The organism is Bacillus sp. LLTC93 (genome assembly GCF_002993125.1).
Lineage (GTDB): Bacteria > Bacillota > Bacilli > Bacillales > Bacillaceae > Bacillus > Bacillus zhangzhouensis.
The window spans coordinates 96,612-116,465 of sequence record NZ_PVME01000001.1 but is presented as its reverse complement, the minus strand read 5'-3'; the positions used below and the strand labels follow the sequence as shown (position 1 = coordinate 116,465).

At 41.1% G+C, this 19,854-nt stretch carries 17 protein-coding genes; 14 read left to right on the top strand and 3 right to left on the bottom strand.

Going from position 1 to position 19,854, the window contains the following annotated elements:
- Nucleotides 1-23 precede the first annotated feature (23 nt).
- The 8 genes from C6W18_RS00635 to C6W18_RS00600 all read left to right on the top strand — a co-directional run bounded on the left by C6W18_RS00635 (nt 24) and on the right by C6W18_RS00600 (nt 10,328).
- Nucleotides 24-956 carry a carbohydrate ABC transporter permease gene (locus C6W18_RS00635; RefSeq protein ID WP_105925332.1) on the top strand — a complete coding sequence of 311 codons (933 nt, stop codon included), beginning with the start codon at nt 24-26 and terminating at the stop codon, nt 954-956.
- Nucleotides 956-1,786, top strand: a complete 831-nt coding sequence (locus C6W18_RS00630) for a carbohydrate ABC transporter permease (protein ID WP_105925330.1) — start codon at nt 956-958, stop codon at nt 1,784-1,786. Before C6W18_RS00635 ends, C6W18_RS00630 begins: the two co-directional genes overlap by 1 nt.
- Before the next feature lie 30 nt (nt 1,787-1,816).
- Complete coding sequence (gene melA / locus C6W18_RS00625; RefSeq protein WP_105925328.1) at nt 1,817-3,148, top strand: alpha-glucosidase/alpha-galactosidase; 1,332 nt, start codon at nt 1,817-1,819, stop codon at nt 3,146-3,148.
- Nucleotides 3,149-3,544: 396 nt separating this feature from the next.
- On the top strand, nt 3,545-5,005 hold the full coding sequence (locus C6W18_RS00620) for a CoA-acylating methylmalonate-semialdehyde dehydrogenase (protein WP_105925326.1): 1,461 nt from the start codon (nt 3,545-3,547) through the stop codon (nt 5,003-5,005).
- A gap of 223 nt (nt 5,006-5,228) precedes the next feature.
- Entirely contained in the window at nt 5,229-6,773 is a 1,545-nt protein-coding gene (locus tag C6W18_RS00615; RefSeq protein ID WP_035391887.1) for a glycoside hydrolase family 43 protein, read from the top strand.
- 41 nt (nt 6,774-6,814) lie between these two features.
- On the top strand, nt 6,815-8,083 hold the full coding sequence (gene xynC / locus C6W18_RS00610; RefSeq protein ID WP_105925324.1) for a glucuronoarabinoxylan endo-1,4-beta-xylanase XynC: 1,269 nt from the start codon (nt 6,815-6,817) through the stop codon (nt 8,081-8,083).
- A gap of 131 nt (nt 8,084-8,214) precedes the next feature.
- Entirely contained in the window at nt 8,215-8,922 is a 708-nt protein-coding gene (locus C6W18_RS00605) for a response regulator transcription factor (RefSeq protein ID WP_105925322.1), read from the top strand.
- A gap of 2 nt (nt 8,923-8,924) precedes the next feature.
- On the top strand, nt 8,925-10,328 hold the full coding sequence (locus C6W18_RS00600) for a sensor histidine kinase (protein WP_105925321.1): 1,404 nt from the start codon (nt 8,925-8,927) through the stop codon (nt 10,326-10,328).
- A 54-nt stretch (nt 10,329-10,382) separates the two neighbouring features.
- On the opposite strand, the gene C6W18_RS00595 is transcribed toward C6W18_RS00600, so the two are convergent.
- The gene (locus C6W18_RS00595; RefSeq protein WP_007499277.1) at nt 10,383-10,691 is read right to left on the bottom strand and encodes a magnetosome magnetite crystal formation protein family; all 309 of its coding nucleotides are present in this window, start codon (nt 10,689-10,691) and stop codon (nt 10,383-10,385) included.
- 375 nt (nt 10,692-11,066) lie between these two features.
- On the opposite strand from C6W18_RS00595, the gene C6W18_RS00590 reads away from it, so the two are divergent.
- The 5 genes from C6W18_RS00590 to C6W18_RS00570 all read left to right on the top strand — a co-directional run bounded on the left by C6W18_RS00590 (nt 11,067) and on the right by C6W18_RS00570 (nt 17,000).
- Entirely contained in the window at nt 11,067-11,909 is an 843-nt protein-coding gene (locus C6W18_RS00590; RefSeq protein ID WP_008343748.1) for a PRD domain-containing protein, read from the top strand.
- Nucleotides 11,910-12,027: 118 nt separating this feature from the next.
- Complete coding sequence (locus tag C6W18_RS00585) at nt 12,028-13,920, top strand: beta-glucoside-specific PTS transporter subunit IIABC (protein ID WP_105925319.1); 1,893 nt, start codon at nt 12,028-12,030, stop codon at nt 13,918-13,920.
- A gap of 23 nt (nt 13,921-13,943) precedes the next feature.
- Nucleotides 13,944-15,410 (top strand): glycoside hydrolase family 1 protein, encoded by a 1,467-nt coding sequence (locus C6W18_RS00580; protein WP_164072383.1) that lies wholly within the window; start codon nt 13,944-13,946, stop codon nt 15,408-15,410.
- Nucleotides 15,411-15,645: 235 nt separating this feature from the next.
- A complete protein-coding gene (locus C6W18_RS00575) occupies nt 15,646-16,047 on the top strand; it encodes a MerR family transcriptional regulator (RefSeq protein ID WP_105925317.1) in 402 nt (133 codons plus the stop codon).
- Nucleotides 16,048-16,073: 26 nt separating this feature from the next.
- Complete coding sequence (locus tag C6W18_RS00570; RefSeq protein ID WP_105925315.1) at nt 16,074-17,000, top strand: alpha/beta hydrolase fold domain-containing protein; 927 nt, start codon at nt 16,074-16,076, stop codon at nt 16,998-17,000.
- 345 nt (nt 17,001-17,345) lie between these two features.
- Here C6W18_RS00570 and C6W18_RS00565 read toward each other — a convergent pair whose 3' ends face one another.
- Nucleotides 17,346-18,113, bottom strand: coding sequence for a pentapeptide repeat-containing protein (locus C6W18_RS00565; protein WP_105925313.1), 768 nt, complete (start codon nt 18,111-18,113; stop codon nt 17,346-17,348).
- Nucleotides 18,114-18,278: 165 nt separating this feature from the next.
- Between C6W18_RS00565 and C6W18_RS00560 the strand changes: the two genes are divergently transcribed.
- On the top strand, nt 18,279-19,424 hold the full coding sequence (locus C6W18_RS00560; protein WP_105925311.1) for an alpha/beta hydrolase: 1,146 nt from the start codon (nt 18,279-18,281) through the stop codon (nt 19,422-19,424).
- A 115-nt stretch (nt 19,425-19,539) separates the two neighbouring features.
- On the opposite strand, the gene C6W18_RS00555 is transcribed toward C6W18_RS00560, so the two are convergent.
- Nucleotides 19,540-19,851 carry a monooxygenase gene (locus C6W18_RS00555; RefSeq protein ID WP_105925309.1) on the bottom strand — a complete coding sequence of 104 codons (312 nt, stop codon included), beginning with the start codon at nt 19,849-19,851 and terminating at the stop codon, nt 19,540-19,542.
- Between the last annotated feature and the right edge of the window lie 3 nt (nt 19,852-19,854).

The following is a 19,854-nucleotide window of genomic DNA, read 5'->3' as shown; positions in this document are numbered from 1 at the left end:
ATGCTGAAACAGGAGTGAAGCCAATGAGTGACATCACAAAAGCAAAACAGGCGGCCGCATTCACCTCTTTTCCAAAACAGAAAATGAAAAGAAGCCAAAATTCATCACTTTGGTGGATGTACATGCCAGCTGTTCTCGTGGTCAGTACCTTTATCATTTATCCCTTTTTTAACGGGATTCAGCTTTCTTTTACAAATTGGAACGGTTTTTCTCAAAACTATGAGTGGATCGGGCTTGATCAATACAAACGGCTGCTTCAAGACCCTACCACATGGCTTGTTGTCAAAAACACACTTCTTTACGGAATTGGGAGCACCATCTTACAAAATATCATTGGACTTGGGTATGCTCTTTTGTTACATCAAAGCTTAAAGATGAGAGCCATCACAAGGACTGTGATCTATTTACCCGTCATGATCAGTCCGATTGCTATGGGCTATATTTGGTATTTTGTGTTTGCTTATCAAGGCGGTGCCTTAAACGATGTGGTGACGCTTTTTGGATTTGACCAAATAAATGCGCTTGGCAATCCGCAATTAAACACATGGATCATTGTGCTTGTCAACACGTATCAATTCGTCGGAATTGCAATGATCATTTATTTAGCAGGACTTCAAAGTATTCCTAAGGATTATTATGAAGCGGCACAATTAGACGGCGCATCAAGCCTCCAGCAATTCAGGCGGATCACATTGCCGCTTTTAATGCCGTCCATCACCATTAATATAGTGCTCAATGTCATTGGCGGACTCAAGCTGTTTGATGTCATTGTGGCACTCACTGGCGGCGGACCTGGAGATTCCTCGCAATCGATGTCGACCTTTATGTATGATCTATATTTCAAACGTCAGGATGCAGGCTATGCCGCGACACAAGGTGTCTTCATGGCTGTCATCATTCTTGTGATAAGTGTCGCAGCGCTCATTTATTTCAAACGAAAGGAGACCGAGGTGTGATGGATAACGCCTATAAACGCAAGAAAAGATGGTACTCCTTACTCGCACTTTTGATTACATTGCTTCACCTCATCCCATTTTATATCTTAGTGACGACATCGCTAAAGGGGATAGGAGATTTCAGTTCAAAATGGCTGTTTCCGACAACGCTTCATCTTGAAAATTTTCGCAAGGCATGGACAGAGGCTCAGCTTGGCCAGTCCTTTTTGAATACAGTGATCATTACGTTCAGCTCAGCTGTCTTACTCATCATTCTTGGATCTCTTGCAGCCTATCCGCTCGCAAGAAGGGTCACAAAGCTCAATAAAGCGGTTTATGTGTTATTCATTGCCATTATGGTCATTCCACCGCTCACAGCTCTTGTCCCGCTATATAAAATGGTCGTTCAAATCGGAATGATGAATACGTATCAAATCGCTATTTTAAACAATGTGGCCGCCTTTTTGCCGCTGACGATTTTTTTATACGCAGGCTTTATCCGGTCAACGATTCCAAAGGAGCTTGAAGAAGCAGCCCGTATTGATGGCGCGGGAACACTTAGAGTCTTTTTCACCGTCGTTTTTCCGCTGCTGAAGCCGATTACCGCTTCTGTTTTAATTATTGCCTGTGTGTATATTTGGAACGACTATCAATTTGCCATCTTCTTCTTGCAAGATAAAGAGATGCATACACTTACAGTCGCCTTATCCAATTTCTTTGGTCAAAATCAACACCAGCTCCAGCTCGTTGGCGCCGCTGCTCTCATTGCGATGCTGCCAATGGTCACGATGTTTTTACTTTTGCAAAAATACTTTATCGCAGGGCTGTCTCAAGGCTCTGTTAAAGGGTAATCCACCTTGATGTAAAAAGGAGAGTCGTCTATGTCAAAAATTACGTTTATCGGTGCTGGGAGTACCGTCTTTGCTAAAAATATATTAGGAGATTGTCTGTTTGTCCCTGCACTTGCCGGCTTTGAATTTGCGTTATATGATATCGACCACAACCGGCTGAAAGAATCAGAAACGATGCTGCGGCACTTAAAAGAAAACTACGCTGCAAATGTGACGATCCAGTCCTATCACAATCGTAAAGAAGCCTTAAAGGATGCGAAATATGTCATCAATGCCATCCAGGTTGGAGGCTATCAGCCAAGCACTGTCATTGATTTTGAGATTCCGAAAAAATATGGGTTAAGACAAACGATTGCTGATACGGTTGGCATCGGCGGCATCTTTCGTTCACTTCGAACTATTCCTGTTATGCTTGACTTTGCAAAGGATATGGAAGAGGTATGTCCACACGCTTTATTGTTAAATTACACGAATCCAATGGCCACACTGACTGGCGCTATGCTGCGTTATACTCGGGTTCAAACGGTTGGTCTTTGCCATAGCGTACAGGTGTGTACGAAAGATTTATTTCAATCACTTGAAATGGACCATGAAGGCATTGAAGAAAAAATTGCCGGCATTAACCACATGGCATGGTTATTAGAAGTGAAACGGGACGGTCAAGACTTATATCCAGAAATCAAAAAAAGAGCAAAAGAAAAACAAAAAACACGGCATCCAGATATGGTTCGTTTTGAACTAATGGATAAATTCGGCTACTATGTCACCGAATCCTCAGAGCACAATGCAGAATATCATCCGTATTTTATCAAATCTCGTTATCCAGAACTGATTGGACAGTTTAACATTCCGCTCGATGAATATCCAAGACGCTGCGAGGAACAAATCAACAATTGGAATACGATGAAACATGACCTTGTGGGAAACACACAGATCACGCATACGCGCTCTAAAGAATATGGTTCACGTATCATTGAAGCGATTGAAACGAACGTTCCCTTTAAATTTGGTGGAAATGTACTGAACACAGGAGGACTCATTCACAATCTTCCGGAAAAAGCCTGTGTCGAAGTGCCATGTGTTGCAGATCGAAGCGGCATCATACCATGTTATATCGGTGAGATACCTGAACAATTGGCTGGACTCAACCGGACCAACATCAGTTCACAGCTCATGACGATCGAAGCAGCGATCAGCGGCAAAAAAGAGCATATTTATCAAGCGGCTTTACTAGACCCACATACAAGCGCTGAACTTTCGATTGATGACACCATCAAATTATGTGATGAATTAATTGAAGCACATGGAGAGATGTTGCCAGATTATAAAGAACCGAACCAATATGTCGCATCTTCCACATAACTGAAATGAACGAGCCTCTACCTGATGCACCACGCATCAGGTTTTTTATGTAACAAGCAGGAAATCGAGCAAAAAGATCATTGACTGTAAGCGTTTTTAATATTATGATTTTCTAAAGTTAACCAACAATTAACCAACAATGCATCAAAAATGGTTGCATCGTGATGTCATATGACACACAGACAAACTGATCTAAAATGGGGACGAATCTGCGGCAAACAAGAGCTGACAGCAAAAGACCTTTCATCATAGAGAATGCTGTTTATCACAACGTAAACCAAAACAGCGGTTTGATTTGACAAAGAGTGTATACAGATGAGCTCCCGTTAGATGAGACAATGACGATAAATAAACGTCTTATAGCATGACAATCTGAACAAAGAGGAGAGAGGGAACATGACCAGAACAGATGTACAAACGTTGAAAAATTATATTGGCGGACAATGGATTGAGGCAGAAACAAGCCAAACGGAAGCTGTTTATAACCCGGCTACTGGCGAAGTCATTGCAGAAGTACCACTTTCAACGAAAACGGATGTAGAACGTGCAGTACAAGCAGCACAAGAAGCGTTTACCACTTGGTCTAAAACAGCTGTCCCTAGGCGTGCACGTATTTTATTTAAATACCAACAGTTACTCGTAGAGAAATGGGATGAGCTAGCAGAGCTGGTCACAATTGAAAACGGAAAAAGTTTAACAGAAGCAAAAGGAGAAGTGCAGCGCGGAATTGAATGTGTGGAATTTGCCGCTGGTGCACCAACCTTAATGATGGGGAAACAACTGCCTGATATTGCGACTGGTCTAGAGTCTGGCATGTACCGCTACCCAATTGGCGTCATCGGCGGCATTACCCCTTTTAACTTTCCGATGATGGTCCCATGCTGGATGTTCCCGCTTGCTATCGCTTGCGGAAATACATTTGTTTTAAAGCCTTCAGAACGGACGCCAATCCTTGCTGCACGGTTAGCAGAACTATTTGAAGAAGCGGGACTTCCAAAAGGTGTGCTCAACATTGTCAATGGCGCTCACGATGTAGTAAACGGTCTGCTTGAACATGAAAAGGTAAAAGCCATTTCGTTTGTCGGCTCTCAGCCAGTCGCAGAATACGTCTATAAAAAAGGGACAGCACATGGTAAACGTGTACAAGCACTTGCCGGTGCAAAAAATCATTCCATCGTCTTGAAAGATGCTGATTTAGAATCGGCCACAAAACAAATCATTGGCGCTGCTTTTGGATCAGCAGGTGAACGCTGCATGGCAGCAGCCGTTGTCGCAGTGGAAGAAGACGTGGCGGACGACTTGATTCAACAATTGATCGATGAATCCAACCAGCTTGTCATCGGAAACGGAATAAATAAAGATGTCTTTCTCGGACCAGTCATTCGGAAGGAGCATAAAGAACGAACTCTTCAATATATCCAAACAGGAATTGAAGAAGGCGCAAGCCTGATTCGTGATGGCAGACAAGATAACGAAACAAATGGAGAAGGGTATTTTGTCGGACCAACGATCTTTGATCATGTCACAAATCAAATGAAAATTTGGCAGGACGAGATTTTTGCCCCAGTCTTATCCATTGTCCGTGTCTCATCACTCGCAGAAGCAATCGACCTGTCCAATCAATCAAAATTCGCAAACGGTGCCTGCCTATACACAGACAGCGCTTCAAGCATAAGAGAATTTCGTGAAAACATCGAAGCCGGCATGTTAGGCATTAACATTGGTGTTCCTGCTCCAATGGCTTTCTTCCCATTTTCCGGCTGGAAAGACTCCTTCTACGGAGACTTGCACGCCAATGGAACAGACGGAGTAGAGTTTTACACAAGAAAGAAAATGGTGACCGCTCGGTATATGTAGCCTACATTTAATGAACATTGAGGAAGAATGCAGCTCCATCATGGAGACTGCATTTTTTTGTTGTCTTCTAGTTAAAAAGTAAGGGTTTTCATCGCACTCTTTACAGGGATTCACAGGGAGAAATCATTCTTTGTATTCATTCTTCATCACGAAACATCAACATAATTTGAAATTGGGCCTAAACCCCAATATCAGGAAGATGAAAACAGGAGGAAATGACACGATGAGGACGAGGATGAAGTGCAGCGTTTGTTTATTGATTTTCACTTTGGTACTGAGTTGTTTGCCGGTATATGAAGCGAATGCGGCAAGCACTCCTATTGCCAAGCAAGTAGGAAATGCAAACCCGCTCATTGACCATCACTTAGGAGCAGACCCGTTTGCGCTTACCTATAACGGAAGAGTGTACCTTTATATGTCGAGTGATGACTATGAATATCAAAGCAACGGAACGATTAAGGACAATTCATTTGCGAATCTGAATAGAGTATTCGTCATCTCTTCGGCGGATATGGTCAACTGGACCGATCACGGAGCGATTCCAGTAGCGGGGGCAAATGGGGCAAATGGCGGCAGAGGCATTGCCAAATGGGCAGGCGCTTCTTGGGCTCCAGCCGCTGCTGTAAAGAAGATCAATGGAAAGGATAAATTTTTCCTTTATTTCGCTAACAGCGGCGGAGGGATAGGTGTCCTTACAGCAGACAGCCCGATTGGCCCATGGACTGATCCAATTGGAAAAGCGCTCGTTACGCCAAGTACACCTGGCATGTCCGGAGTTGTATGGCTTTTTGATCCGGCCGTATTTGTAGATGATGACGGCACTGGCTATCTATATGCCGGCGGAGGCGTTCCAGGCGGTTCCAATCCAACGCAGGGACAATGGGCAAATCCTAAAACAGCAAGAGTCCTCAAGCTAGGTGCTGATATGACAAGTGTGGCCAGTAGCGCATCCACCATTGATGCTCCTTTTATGTTTGAAGATTCGGGGATGCATAAGTATAACGGAACCTATTACTATTCCTATTGCATCAATTTTGGCGGCTCTCATCCTGCTGATAAACCACCTGGTGAAATCGGCTATATGACGAGCTCAAGTCCGATGGGACCCTTCACGTATAAAGGACACTTTCTGAAAAATCCGGGTGCTTTTTTTGGTGGCGGCGGTAACAACCATCATGCGGTGTTCAATTTTAAAAATGAGTGGTATGTGGTGTATCATACGCAAACCGTTAGCTCTGCTTTATACGGGGCCGGCAAGGGTTACCGCTCTCCACATATTAATAAGCTTGTGCATAATGCAGATGGCTCCCTTCGAGAAGTAGCAGCCAATTATGAAGGAGTGAAACAGCTATCTAATCTGAATCCATATCAACGTGTTGAAGCTGAAACATTCGCTTGGAATGGACGCATTTTGACAGAAGCCTCGTCAGCACCAGGAGGACCAGTGAATAACCAGCATGTCACCAACATTCAAAACGGCGATTGGGTGGCTTTAGGGAATGTAGACTTTGGTTCAAATGGCGCTAGAACATTTAAAGCCAATGTCGCATCGACAGTAGGCGGGAAAATAGAAGTACGCCTTGGCAGCGCAAACGGCAGACTGGTCGGTACACTTGATGTTCCTTCCACCGGTGGAACACAAAACTGGCGGGAAATAGAAACAGCGATTAACGGCGCATCCGGTGTGCACAACGTATTTTTTGTCTTTACCGGAACAGGCGGGGGAAATCTATTCCAATTTGATTCTTGGCAGTTTACTCAAAGGTAGAGAATAAAGGTGCTTAAATGTTTGATAGAGGAGTGGGGAATTTGATGTCATGTATAAAAAAACCAATGCTTGCTTTATTGGTGTGTTTCACCATGCTGTCTGTCATGTTCATTGGACCCGGAGCAGCTGAGGTATCAGCAGCCAGTGACGCAAACATTAACCTCAACGCAGAAAGACAAGTGATTCGTGGTTTTGGCGGAATGAACCACCCAGCTTGGATTGGTGACTTGACAGCGCCACAAAGGGAAACCGCCTTTGGCAATGGACAAAATCAGTTAGGGTTTTCCGTTCTTAGAATATATGTAGACGAAAACAGAAACAATTGGAGCAGAGAAGTTGCGACGGCCAAACGAGCGATCGAGCATGGTGCTTTAGTCATTGCTTCCCCTTGGAATCCTCCAAGCAGTATGGTTGAAACATTTAACCGGAATGGATCACCTGCCAAGCGGCTTAAATACAATCAATACGCAGCATATGCTCAGCATCTGAATGATTTTGTCACTTACATGAAGAACAACGGAGTCAATCTTTATGCGATTTCTGTTCAAAACGAGCCCGATTATGCACACGAATGGACATGGTGGACGCCTCAGGAAATCCTGCGTTTCATGAGAGAAAATGCCGGCTCCATTAATGCACGTGTGATTGCACCAGAATCCTTTCAATACCTTAAGAATATCTCAGATCCTATCTTAAACGATCCGCAGGCGCTTAGAAATATGGACATTCTCGGCGCTCATCTATACGGGACCCAAATCAGTCAGCTTCCGTATCCTCTTTTCAAACAAAAAGGAGGGGGAAAAGAGCTATGGATGACAGAGGTCTACTACCCGAATAGTGATAACAATTCAGCGGACCGCTGGCCTGAGGCATTAGGGGTATCAGAGCATATTCACCATTCAATGGTGGAAGGGGACTTTCAGGCGTATGTGTGGTGGTACATTAGGAGATCATACGGTCCTATGAAGGAAGATGGAATGATTAGCAAACGTGGATACAACATGGCGCATTTCTCCAAATTTGTGCGTCCAGGGTACGTCAGAATTGATGCAACGAAAAGCCCTGAATCGAATGTTTTCGTCTCAGCCTATAAAGGAAACAATCAGGTCGTCATTGTGGCGATTAATAAAAACAATGCAGGGGTCAATCAACACTTCGTCGTGCAAAATGGCTCTGTTTCTCAGGCGTCTAGATGGGTGACGAGCGGCAGCAGCAACCTTCAGCCTGGTACAGATATCACGATTTCGGGCAATCAATTTTGGGCTCATCTTCCGGCTCAAAGTGTGACAACATTTGTGGTCAAACGCTAGAGAAACACGAAAAGCCAATTTTCTCATCAAAAAAGAAAATTGGCTTTTTTCTGTGTAAATAGAAAGTTGATTTTTCACGACGTCAACACTTTGGGTATAATAATAACAATGACTTTAGGAGAGTGATCAACATGCCAAAGGTTCAAAGCAAAGTATTGATTATAGATGACGAAAAAGAAATTTTAGAATTAATCCATACCGTATTAACAAGAGAAGGCATTGACCAGGTGTTAACAGCTTCAACTGCCCGTGATGGGCTCTCGCTATTTCATCAAGAACAACCCGATCTCGTCATACTGGATATTATGCTGCCAGACGGAGAAGGCTACGATATTTGCAAACAAATCAGAGATGTCTCGCATGTTCCGATTATCTTTTTATCAGCAAAGGGAGAGGAATCAGACAAAATTGTAGGACTTGCCATTGGCGGCGATGATTACATTACAAAACCGTTCAGTCCAAAAGAAGTCGCCTACCGGGTAAAAGCCCAGCTAAGACGGTCATCATACGTACAGCCTTCTCAAGCGGAGCCCGTGATCAAAAAAGGCCCATTTGAGTTAAACGAGCAGCAAGCCGAACTGACGAAAAACGGAGCGGCGATTGAGCTCACTCCGAAAGAACTTATGTTAATGACTTATTTCTTGCAGCATCCGAATCGCGTGATCAGTAAAGAAACGCTTTATCAAACGGTTTGGGGAGAGGATTTCTTCGGTTCTGATAATACGGTAATGGTTCATATACGAAGACTGCGGGAAAAAATAGAACATTCCCCATCTACACCGGAATTTCTCGTGACGGTCAAAGGGCTTGGCTATAAATTTGTTGTAAAGGATGCGTAAAGATGAAATGGCGATTAACAGGCAGATACATGGTCTCTGTCATTATCGTGACTATTATCACGGTCTTTATTAACTTATTTGGATTCATGATATGGCTTGTACTACAAGCAAGCAGTCAGCAAAACGAAGAAAATACGCCGGAAACCTTCACAAGAACATTTGAACAATACATAACCTTGTCTGATCAAAATATCACTGTGAGTAAAGAAGGACAGCAAGCCTTAAAACAACAAAATGCGTGGATTCAAATAGTAGACGAAAATGGACAAGACGTCTATCATGCACTAGCACCTAAAGGCTTAAAGAGCAAATACACACCTATAGAAATTGTAAACTTACATAAATATAAAGATAAGCAATTGATGTCGACGATCTATGCTGGAGGAAAAAATGGAAAGGGTAAGGAATACAGCTATTTCATCGGATTTAAGGACCCTTCCATCGGAAAATATTTATTTTCTTTTGATACGAAAGAATTAATATCGCAATTCAATATCGGGACGATGATTTTATTATCGATTGATGCCATCATTGCCTTATTCATTGGATACTTATTCAGCCGGCAACTCATCAAACCGCTCGGCCGTGCCATTTATGGCATCCAGAGGCTCGCAAACGGAGATTATACGACGAAGCTGCCAACGAAGGGGATATATAAAGATGTGTTCTATAATGTCAATCACTTATCAGAGCAGCTCGCTTCAAGCCAAAAAGAAAAAGACAAATTAGAGCAAATGCGGGAAGAGTGGATCAGTCATATTTCTCATGATATTAAAACACCATTATCCTCTATTCAAGGCTATGCAGAAATCATGAAAGATCCAAATTATCCTCTTTCAAATCAAGACATTAGACATTATGCCAGCATCATAGAGAATAAATCACTGTACATCAAAGATGTGATGGAGGATCTAAATTTAACAACAAGGCTGAAAAATAACGACGTGATGTTGCATAAAGAGCTTGTGAACATTGTGCCATTGCTGCGTGAAACGTTAATTGATATCCTCAACGATTCGAGATATGCAGATCAGACCATTGAGCTACAAACGAATGTAGACAAGCTCATGCTGAATATTGATACGATCCTCATACGAAGAGCGGTCACCAATCTCATTTTAAATGCCCTTGTTCACAATGATGCTGATGTGAAAATCATTGTACAGCTTGAACAAAAAGAACATACCCACATCACAATTCAAGACAACGGCAAAGGAATTGAAGAGGCAGAGCTAGAAAAAGTGTTTGACCGCTACTATAGAGGGACGAATACTGGAGGGACACATGCAGGCTCAGGTCTTGGAATGGCGATTGCAAAAGATATCATCCAAAAACACGGGGGAGATATTACAATACAAAGTATGATAGGAGAAGGAACAACGATTGATATCCAATTACCCGCTTAAACGGACATACAAAAAAACGGTTCTGCTCAATCACAGAACCGTTTTTTCTAACTCTTATTCTGAAAACACTTTTATGCCTTTTACAATGTTCCAAATGAAGAAGTAGATCGCCACAAGGAATGTCACAGCATACGTTGCAATTAAGAACGGACCAGCATGACTGATATCGTTCATGCCAAGTAAACCTGAACCGGCAATACCAAGACCGAAAATCAAATAAGGAATAATATGTGTCCATAGTGATTTTTTCGCATGGTATTTCACTTCGTCTTTTCCTAAGAAATAAACGATAATCGGAAATAGAAACGGTGCAAAAAAGATACTGAAGTAACATAATGAAGACAAAATTTTATTTTCTCTCAAAGCTTTTCACCTCTATGATTGATTTAGAAGAGGGGACCATTTGACTCATCCCTCAATTCCTTACAAACCCATTGTACAACCTCAACCTTAACTTGTATTAATCCGAACCTTACAGCAACCTTAAATATGTTAAACTGTAAAAAGACAAGGAAAGATAAAATGATTCTGGGTATTTCAATCTATTTTTTCCAGAAAAAAATAGTTGACTTTGGTCATTCCTCTATTTAAAATAAAGTCGTAACCGATGCAGGAGTGTTACTGATATGATCAGGCACCACCAAGTCAGGTAAACAGATTGTACATTTGTACGTTGTTTGCTGAGATTTTGGTGTTTTTTTATGCTTTTTTTAGCATTTTAGGTAAGGTGGGATGAGGATGTTCACCGTCGTTAAAGTTTTAAATAATAATATCGTATTAGCTCTAACAGAGGCTCAAAATGAAGTCGTTGTGTTTGGAACAGGAATAGGTTTTAAAAAGAAGAAAGGTGATACACTTGATGAGAGCGCTGTCAGTAAGACATTTTATTCTGATCAGACGTCTCCATTAGAATCTCAACTTGCCGCTATCCCAACTGATATCCTTTTATTAACTGAAAAAATCATTCGCGTAGGCGAAGAGATGTTGAATAAGAAGTTAGGTTCCAGCGCGCTCTTTTCGCTATCCGATCATCTCACCTTCGCTATTCAAAGGCACGAAGAAAAAATGGCGTATGAAAACCCCATTGTGTGGGAAATTCCACATCTCTATTTTCAAGAATATCAAGTCGGGAAAAAAGCACTGACAATTATTCAAAAGATGATGGGCATTTCTTTTGAAGATACTGAAGCTTCACTCATTGCCCTGCATTTTGTAAACGCTCAAATAGATGGTCAGTCTATGGGAGACACCATTAAGATGACTCACCTCACGAAAGAAATCGTCAAAATCATTCAAAATATTTTCGAGATGATATTGGATAAATCATCCATTAATTATTCGAGGTTTATTACCCACTTGAGATATTTTATTGTCAGGCAGGAAACCAACCAACCACCGCAGCAGATGGATGACTCGTTAAAAGAATTAATACAGGATCGTTATATGAAGAGTTATGCCTGCGGATTGATCATCAAAGAAATGTTAAAACGAGAATTCAATTGGAATGTGACAGAAGACGAACTTGTTTTTTTAGTCATCCATATTGAGAGAATCACAAAGGAACACCAAAAAAATAAATGATTTCTTTTAGGCGTGTTATGAAAAAGCATTAACCTAAACAAATCTCCATGAGAAAGAATGATCTTTTCTATGGTGGATTTTGTTTAGGTTTTTTTTGTGAAAATGAAGGGGTGAAAGCATGGAAAACAAAGAATTGGCTGGAAAAATTGTGAAATTAATCGGTGGAACCGAAAATATATCTCAAAGTTGGCATTGTATCACACGGCTAAGATTTAATCTCAACGATGAAAGTCAGGTAAAAGTAGATGAGCTGAAAACATTAGATGGTTGCTTAGGTGCTCAATTCCAAAGTGGACAGTTCCAAGTCATTATTGGAGCAAAGGTAGCAGAGGTTTATGAGGAAATCGATCATCTGGCCGGTCATAGTAGCAATGATTCTGCTCCTGTTAAAAACACGTCAAAAATGAACCCAATTGAAGTCGTATTCGATGTGATCAGCGGGATTTTCACACCTATTTTGCCAGCGATTGTTGGTAGTGGATTGATCAAAGGGATCATGGCACTGTTCGTTAGCTTAGGCTGGCTGACGGAGACAAGCTCTACCTATCAAGTACTTCAAATTTTTTCAAATGCTGTCTTTTACTTTTTACCTTTCCTCATTGCTTATTCGGCAGCGAAGAAATTTAAAACGCGAGAATCTCTCGCACTCGCATTAGCAGGGATTTTACTATATCCAACGATGATCGAAGGTGCAGCAAAAGGAGCAGACCCGTTAAGTTTTTTAGGGTTAAGTATTCCACTAAATAATTACACATCTTCTGTATTACCAATTATTTTAGGTGTGCTATTACTAAGTTTTGTCGATAAGTGGATAACAAAAGCGATCCCAAAATCCTTAAGTATCGTATTTACACCGGTACTGAGCCTGATGATCACGGCTCCTCTTACACTGGCTTTTATCGCTCCTATTGGGAACGTTTCTGGGCAATATTTAGAAATCTTTTTCACTTCTTTGTTCAATTTCGCTGGTCCGATTGCCGGTTTATTAATGGGAGGCCTTATGCCACTCATTGTGTTAACTGGAATGCATTACGCATTCTTCCCAAGCACGTTAGCCAGCTTTGAAAAAGTGGGTTACGATATCATGCTGCTTCCGATGAATTTCATTGCGAATATGGCACAAGCAGGCGCTGTGTTAGGTGTCATCATCCGCACCAAGCGGGTAGAAACAAGGTCTTTAGCACTTTCAACATTGCTTCCTAGTTTCTTCGGGATCACAGAACCAGCCATTTATGGAGTCACACTTAGACTAAAAAAACCTTTTTATGCTTCATTAATTGGCGGCGCAGTCGGTGGATGTTTTTACGGTTTATTTTCAGTTAAAACGACAGCCTTTTCGATCCCAGGCATTACTTCACTGCCAACTTACATTATGAAAGGGACAAATAATTTTCAGCTGGCTCTGATTGGAATCGCCCTTAGCTTCATCGTGTCACTTCTCATCACCATTCTCCTTGGATTTCAGGAGTCTGTCACGGCCGCTAACGAGCAAGCAGCAGAAAAGCGAAATCACACTGAGAGTACAGAGAATCAACAAATGTCTAAGCAAACAAACCCTTATGAAGTTCAAGCACCTATGAGTGGAAAGGTCATTCCTTTATCTGAAGTGAATGATTCCGTGTTCTCAAGTGAAATGATGGGGAAGGGAGTCGCAATTTTGCCTGATAAGGGGGTGGTACAAGCACCGTTCTCAGGCAAAGTAGTGACTGTTACACCTACTAAACATGCCATCGGACTCGTTTCAGATGATGGGATTGAATTATTGATCCACGTGGGGATTGATACCGTCAGCCTAAATGGCCAATTCTTTGATGTACTGGTAAAAGAGGGCGATGAGATGAAGACGGGGGATCATTTATTATCGTTTGATATAGAAGGAATTCAATCAAACCATTTAGATGTAGTGACACCTATTATCGTCACAAATTCAACGCAATACCTTGATGTGATTCATACAGGTGACGCTCATGTCACCGCAGGTCAAAATAAGCTCTTAATGCTTATTCACTAATATAAAGAGAAGGGATGATTGAAATGAAGAATGTAAAAAAAGGATTTTCAGATGATTTTTTATGGGGTGGCGCAACTGCTGCCAATCAAATAGAAGGCGCATACTTAGAAGGTGGCAAGGGCCTGTCGACGTCAGACTTTGCTGCATATAAAGATCCTTATGAAAAAGGAAAAGTGAACAACTTTACTTTCGATGTGAGTTCAGCTGAATTAACAAGATACAAGGAACAACCCGATGAATTTGATTTCCCGAAAAGACGCGGAATCGATTTTTACCATCGATATGAAGAGGATATTGCACTATTTGCAGAGATGGGCTTTAAAGTGTTTCGCTTGTCTATTTCATGGGCAAGAATCTTTCCAACTGGTTTAGAAGACAAGCCGAACGAAGAAGGATTGGCTTTTTACGATAACGTATTTGATGAGTGTGCGAAATATGGAATTGAACCGCTAGTCACGATGTCTCACTATGAAATGCCGATTACTTTAACAGAGAAATATAATGGCTGGATGAGTAGAGAGCTTGTCCCGTTGTTTGAAAAATATGCTCGCGCCATTTTAGAAAGATATAAAAATAAAGTGAAGTATTGGATTACATTCAATGAAATGAATATGAACCTCAACAGCCTTTACACCGGTGCTGGAATTTTAGAGGACCTAGTAGACCATAAATTACAGGCTGCGTATCAAGCATCACATCACCAATTTATCGCCAGCGCTCTCACAGTGAAGGCTGCAAAAGAAATCATTCCACATGCACAAATTGGCTGTATGATTAACCAAATTGAAGCCTATGCAAAAACAACGAAACCAGAGGACCAGCTGCAAGCGGTAAAATCGAACCAATTGAATATGTTCTATCCGGATGTTCAAGCTAGAGGTGAATATCCAACATACATGGTGAAATATTTTGCTGACAACGACATCAAACTTGATATCGAAGAGCAGGATGAGCAAATTTTGAAAGAGGGCATCGTTGATTTTGTGGCGATCAGCTACTATATGTCCCACGTAGCAGAAGCGCGAGAAGATGCAGCCGAGCTAGCGGGTACATTTGATAGTCCAATTAAAAATGAGCATTTGGAGTTATCACAATGGGATTGGCCAATTGATCCAATGGGTCTGCGCATTTCATTAATTAAACTGTATGACAGATACCAAAAACCTTTATTTGTTTGTGAAAACGGACTTGGCGCAAGAGATACATTGACACCAGACAGAGAAATTCACGACGATTATCGAATTGATTATTTAAAACAACATATTGAACAGATGAAAGAAGCAGTCAAAGAAGGTGTCGACTTAATGGGGTATACACCATGGGGTTGTATTGACTTAATTAGCTGCGGAACATCTCAAATGAGTAAACGCTATGGTTTGATCTATGTAGATCAAGACGACAGAGGGAATGGGACATTAAATCGTTACAAAAAAGATTCCTTCTACTGGTACAAAAAAGTGATTGAAACAAATGGGGAAGATTTATCATAATCCAGATGGAATGATGATGACACCATTGCATCCGCCTTAATTGGCCGGGTGCGATGGTGTTTTTTTGTTTACCGAAAAGTAACCTCAATTATGTCATAGCAAGCACTAGAGATCTCTTCGCTACAATCATTTGATAACAAAAGTTGGCCGAAAAATGTTTCACCTTGACCTTGAAGTATAGTTCAACCTTTATAATGTACATATAGTAAAACAAAATAATAAAAAAGGAGTAACGATGGAGTTGATGACTAGAGGAGAACTTGCCAAAAAAACAGGAGTAAGTCCTGCCGCAATTCGTTACTATGAAGAGCACAACATATTACCTGCTCCAAGACGACGTTCAAACGGTTACAGATTCTATACAGACGACTATGTTGTGAAAATTCAATTGATCAAAGATGCGAAAACGCTCGGTTATTCATTAAAGGAAATAGCTGAAATTATGGACATGCTAAGTCAAGACATAGACCTTGATACCCTAAGACAAATTGTCCATCTTAAACATGAAGAAATTGAAAAGAAAATTAAAAGACTTCGTCTCATTCAAGACCTTTTATCTAACTTATTAAAAACCCCTGAAAAAAAAGTACAAGTCTACCTGGAATCATTTCGTGTTCCAAAGCAGGATGATCAATAAACCTATTGAGTGAAGGAGAGAAAAAAATGAGCGTAGAAATGTATCATGGTGAACGTTCTAAAGAAAGTATTCAATTTGAAACATTATTCGCTTCGCAAAGTAATAAAGAGAGTTTTTCTAGTATCGAACAGACAAAAAAATTTCTTGAGCAAAAAGGAATTGAAAATACGCAGCCTTATGCCATTGGGGAGGATGTGAAGTTAATCAGTGAGGTACAAGAGCAGACATTCGAAGGCATGCAAGTTTTCACATTGAATGAACAAGCATCACAAAATCAAAAAGTCATTCTCTATCTACATGGTGGCGCGTGGACAAATCATCCTTTGAATGTCCATTGGTGGTTCATGGATAAAATGGCGCAATCACTAGGTGCGAAAGTAGTCGCCCCTATTTACCCAAAAGTGCCTCATTATAGCAACCAGGATACGTATCCGAAAATTCTTAACCTATATAAAGACCTTCTGAAAACTGCTGGAAGTGCCAATCAATTGACGATCATGGGAGATTCAGCTGGCGGAAACATCTCACTTGGTCTTGCGCACCTTTTAAAGAAAGAGGATCTGCCGCAGCCAAAGGATATCGTGTTACTATCTGCGTGTGTGGATATGAGCATGAGCAACCCTCTCATATTTGAATATGCAAAAAAGGACCCGATTCTAGGTCATGAAGGAATGGAAGTCATCACAAAAATGTGGGCAGCTGATCAAAGTCTCACAGACCCATTGATTAGTCCGATTTACGGTGACTTTAAAGGGCTCGGGAAGATCACTCATTTTATCGGAACACATGATATGTTATATCCAGATGCCATAAAGCTCGATGAAAAACTATCGGAACAAGGGATGGACATCAAAACCTTTGTTTATCCTGAAATGCTACATGTGTTTGTTGTCATGCCAATTCCAGAAGCGGCAGATGCTCTGAAGAAAATCATTCAAGTGATCAATCGTTAGGGATTCAGTTCACACCTAGAAAGGGTACATGTTCTGATGTAAATAGGCGAAAAGGCTGCTTACTTAAAAGCAGCCTTTTTCAATTGAATATGAAATACATTCAGAATGGCAATTCACTACAGATTAAACGGTCTTTTGGCTGGTTAGTAAAGGAGAGTGAAGCTATAAAAAAGGATAAGAAGATGATGATATGTACAATCATAGGCTGTTTTTTCCCCATTCAGTTCATCACCTCATGTTTGGTATAATACATACGAGCAGTGAAGTGAAAGGGGGAACGCGATGAAAACGTTTGATCTATCACAAGAAGATATAGAATTAATAGGAAAAGAGATGTAGCAAACGCTACATGTGATCCTTGCTACATCCAAGATGACTGAAAAAGCGTTCAACAAAAGCGGCCCCATGTATTTTCTCCATATATTTCGTGTTAAAAATATACTGTTCCATTTGTTCAAGCTTCCGCAGACTCCGCACTAGTATTTTCCGATCATGGTCAGACAGAGTAGGATCATCATCTATCTTCTCTAAGGCCTTTTTCACACGTGCAGATACATATTCAACATATAAATGGTTTTTGGATGCTGGCGGAATACATGCCGCTAGGTCACAGCCTATAAAACGAACACCATCAAGGGTGCAGTTTTCAAAATTGGCGATCAGCTTTTGTTTGCCATTTCCCTCAAACGTTATATCTATTAGCTTACCAGCAAAGGTACAATTGACGATGTTCGCTGCCTGTAAAACACGGTCATTGAATCTACAATTAGAGAAAGTACAATCGATAAACGTAGCATTCTCCAATGTCATTCCCCTCATATCGCAGGAAGAAAATTCGCAATTGGTGAAGACGGCTTCGTTTTTGCCAATGCCCACAGAGCGCAAGTCTGAATGACTAAAAGTACAATGATCAATCGTACTACCGGCAAAAAATCTCGCATTCGTCAGATCACACGTATCAAATACAAGATGATCCAAGTGACAGCTCCAAAAAATAGGAGAACGAATATTTGAGTTGATGATTGTCGTTCTGCTAATTGTTTCGTTTTCATACCTGGCAACATCAGAAAATGTTTCGTTGTCTACTGATATACCAGACTCAAGTCTTCTCATCGCTATCACCCTATCATTTCTTCAGAAATTTTTCACCATCATGATGTCCATTCAGCAAGTTCATTTTCTCTTAGCGCTTGTCTTTGACTCAAGATTATATCACAATACGATACTCAGCCAGCAAAGAACCGATATTCATTTTCATGATGAAAGGGGCATAAAAGAATGAAAAGGTATGACACATTTCCAGAACCAATCGGTAGCTACATAGTCGGCCGAATCCAGATGGATTTTGAGTATACGGCATCAGATCAATCCAAAAGAGAACTGACCGCATTTATGTACTATCCATCTGATAGCAGTGAAGGAAAGACTCCATCCACATACATGTTTCCTGAAGTCTACGAAATGCTTCATGACCAGCCGCTTGTCACTGAGTATTTGAAGGAAATAAAGTTCTTCTCTATCGATATCAAAACGCATTGTTATGACGATCTGGCTCTTTCTCGGAAGGAAGAGCGCTATCCAGTGGTATTCTATGTTTGCGGCGGGGGTGGTTCACCTGAATGGGGGACAGCCATCTGTACAGATATGGCAAGCCAAGGGTATGTTGTCGTCAGTATCGGCCATCAGGATAGCACCATGTACAAACGGAAAGATGGGAAGCTGTTGAATGTATCAAAGGGTTTTTCGGAAGTCATTAAGGCGTTTTCTGAAGATCCAGAGATGATAACACTGGCAGGTAAGATGAATATGCGCCCTGACGATGAAACGGCTATTGAGATGTGCCGTAACATCCTTTCCTTGCCAATCATTAACGAGTTAACAAGATATAGTGAACGACAGGCAGAAGATGTAAGGTACGTAGCCGATCATCTTCACAAACTAAACTCTGGAGAATGGAAGTTCATTTTTCATGACAGACTGCTACTCGACACTGGCATGGGTATCGCTGGACATTCTTATGGCGGACCTACAGCGGTTATGGTTTGCCGGGATGACGACCGGTTTGTCTGCGGGGCTGGCTTAGATAGTGGTGCATTTGGCCTTCTCGACAGCGACCTCAATAAACCCTTTTTGCTCCTGTTTTCTGAACCGAATTATAATATGAATGCGATCATTGGTGATAACAATAGCATGGAAACCTATTATTTCACTGTTGATGGTGCTGCACATTTAGATTACTGTGACATCGTGTTTACCGGTGTAGATGAGGAACTTAGAGGCACAAGAGATGCATTAGAGATGCATCATCTTGTGACGGACTATACGAAGACGTTTTTTGATCATTACATCCTGCAAAAGGCTACACATGTAGAAACCCTATCATATGATGGTGTAGACTTAATTAAAAAAACAAGCAACAAGTGAGCTAGGAGAAACTGCTGATCCTAACCTTTTAATGAATCGGTTTAAAGTTAAATATCATACTTCATTCATAAGAAAAAAGAGCAGTCAACAACCGCTCTTTTTTCGTGTGTTAATCTTAATGCGTTTTTAATGGACCTTTTGTGATATGAGTCAGCTCAGAATTTATGTCAAAGATTTTCGCATTGATGTCTGTTATGCCAAAGCTAGTGATTCTTTTAGAATGCATATCGAGATATGTTTGAGCTTCTTCTTTTGTTTCAAATAAATAAATTCCGCCAGCCTCATTTTTCTCAGGATTCTCCGTCCATATCTTCCATATGAACCCATCCTCTTCATTAATACTTCTCGCTAAATCAGAAAACTCTTTTGCCAATTCATCTCCGAAAGGGCCATTCATCTTAAAATCCACTCGTAATACGTAAGCCATCGC